Genomic DNA, 2,009 nt, shown 5'->3' with positions numbered 1-2,009 from the left:
GGAAGGCCAGAAGGTGAATTTCGACGTCACCCAGGGCCAGAAGGGCCCCCAGGCGGAGAACATCACCCCGGCCTGAACCACACCCGCACGACACCTGCCCCGCGATGCTCGCCGGGCAGGTGTCGTGCGCGACAGCTCACCGCGCCCCAGGCATACCCCCGCTCGGCGACAAGCGGCATCGGGGGATGCGGGCCTTCTCTGCCATCTGGTCAGATGTCGAGTGTCTCGGCGAACCTGGCGAATGCGGTGAACCTTGCCGGCGTGAAGGTCAGCGTCGGGCCGGACTTGCGCTTCGAGTCGCGGCGTGCAGTGCTCAGGGGGGCGTGGCGATCTCCAGGCATTCCTGCTCGCCGGCGCTGTGAGAGGACTTGAACCAGGCTGGGCTGTCCTGAGCGGGTGCGCTCATGAGTGCTTCTCCTCGTTGATTTTCTTGATGTTTTCGCGCGACTCGTCGAAGCCCTCCTCACCTGCTGTCCCGGAGTTCCGTCGCGTCGCCGACGTCCTCCGCATACGGATCCGTGACCGGTTCTACGCTCCGGGCCAACGGCTGCCGATGCCCCGGCCGAGGAGCTGGCAGCAACCGCAGCGCAGTCGAGCGGGCCGTACGGGTGGTGGCCGCCGAGGGCCTGCTGGTCACGACGGTGGTCCATGGGCGCGGCCTGCGCCACTACCCGGCCAGCTTCGCCAGCCACGGATGCCCGGGGTGCACGTACTCTAGCCACCCACCAAGTACGCCCCGCCGCGCGCTTCCCAGCAGCGGCAGAACCCCGTCGAAGTCCGCCTGATCCTTGGGCCGCGCCGCCTTCGCTTTGAACAGCAGCACCAACTCCGGCGTCAGGTACGGGATCCCATCCGCCGTCCGCTCGATGACCGCGTCGTACGACAGACGCAGCCCCTCATCCCGCCGGCAAATCCACGTCCCGCCCTCGTGTGGCTCGCGGAAGACGTCGAACAGGAACTGACCGCTCGCCGGATCCCGCAGCCAGGTCTGGTGGGTGGCTGCCAGCGCCTCAGCTCCCGTCCCCGCCCAGACCCGCCCTGAGCCCACCGCGTCAAACACGTACTCGGGGAAGCGGTCCCGAATTTCCGAGAACCCTGCCGCGGGCACGGCGATCTCCAAATCGCCGTGCGGCCGCGACTGCCCCCCGCGGAACAGATCCAGCGCCCACCCCGCCGCGATGCACCAGGGCGCAACGACCCCACCCAACCGCTCCGCGACCTGTTCCGGCCGCCAAGCGTCCGCCCACCGGGCATCCAGTTCGTCCGCATCGAGCACAGCGCCGCCGGGCGGCAGAGATTCGGTCATCGGTACAACCTACTGCCGCGACCAGACCCGGGTGCGGCTCTTTTGAGGGTCAGAGCCAGGCCCGCCACCAGGACGGATACGACCTTCCACACCCACCGAGCAGCGCTGACCGGCCACAGGATGACGCGGGCCATCCGCCCTCATCTGGGCCAGCAACCGTAGGCTCCCGCCCTGGCCCGGACCGGACGGCTCCCGTGGCCCTGCAACCGGGCAGCGCCTTGGTTTCGGTTCGATTGAACGTTGAATTCACCTTGCGCTCGCTGTCGTGAACCAGAGATGCAGAGGCGCCATCTGGGCGAAAACGGCCATGCTGCGGGCGGGAATTTCGGATCATGGACAGCGTGGAGGACTGGCACGACTGCAACGATCCCGCCGAACTGCGTATCCGGCTCGAGGTGGCGCTCGATGAGAACGCCGAGCTGCACGACGCGCTCGCCGCGATGCGCACCGAGAACAGACGCCTGCGCACCCGGCTGGGAATGCCCGCCGTCGGCGGCCCGCGGGCGCTGCCGCCGGTCCCCGAGGAACCGGTGCCGACTATCACTGTAGAGGGAAGTGGGCTGCCGTATGCGGACGCCGCGTCCAGCACGGAGTCGAAGATCGCGCTGTTTAGCCTCGGGCTTTCGCGTGGCCGGGTGTCCGATGCGTGATCGGAAACGCGAAGAGTGCTCCTGACCTGCGACGATGGGACTTGTCTAGGGTC

Annotated in this window: 5 protein-coding genes; 2 read left to right on the top strand and 3 right to left on the bottom strand. The window is 68.2% G+C overall.

Annotated features, from left to right (window positions below; all coding sequences use genetic code 11):
• Positions 1-76, top strand: a 76-nt coding sequence (locus tag ABZ826_RS39245) for a cold shock domain-containing protein (protein ID WP_361459119.1), incomplete at its 5' end; no start/stop codon positions are given.
• 133 nt (positions 77-209) lie between these two features.
• Here ABZ826_RS39245 and ABZ826_RS39240 read toward each other — a convergent pair.
• From ABZ826_RS39240 to ABZ826_RS39230, 3 genes are all read right to left on the bottom strand, one after another.
• Entirely contained in the window at positions 210-341 is a 132-nt protein-coding gene (locus ABZ826_RS39240; protein ID WP_361459377.1) for a DUF397 domain-containing protein, read from the bottom strand.
• Positions 314-406 (bottom strand): DUF397 domain-containing protein, encoded by a 93-nt coding sequence (locus tag ABZ826_RS39235; protein ID WP_361459375.1) that lies wholly within the window; start codon positions 404-406, stop codon positions 314-316. Before ABZ826_RS39235 ends, ABZ826_RS39240 begins: the two co-directional genes overlap by 28 nt.
• A gap of 261 nt (positions 407-667) precedes the next feature.
• Positions 668-1,306, bottom strand: coding sequence for a hypothetical protein (locus ABZ826_RS39230; protein ID WP_361459373.1), 639 nt, complete (start codon positions 1,304-1,306; stop codon positions 668-670).
• Between the two features lie 332 nt (positions 1,307-1,638).
• On the opposite strand from ABZ826_RS39230, the gene ABZ826_RS39225 reads away from it, so the two are divergent.
• A complete protein-coding gene (locus ABZ826_RS39225) occupies positions 1,639-1,956 on the top strand; it encodes a hypothetical protein (protein WP_361459371.1) in 318 nt (105 codons plus the stop codon).
• Positions 1,957-2,009 lie beyond the last annotated feature (53 nt).

The sequence above is a fragment of the Streptomyces sp. NPDC047515 genome, assembly GCF_040643055.1.
Lineage (GTDB): Bacteria > Actinomycetota > Actinomycetes > Streptomycetales > Streptomycetaceae > Streptomyces.
This window is presented reverse-complemented; position numbering and strand designations above follow the sequence as displayed.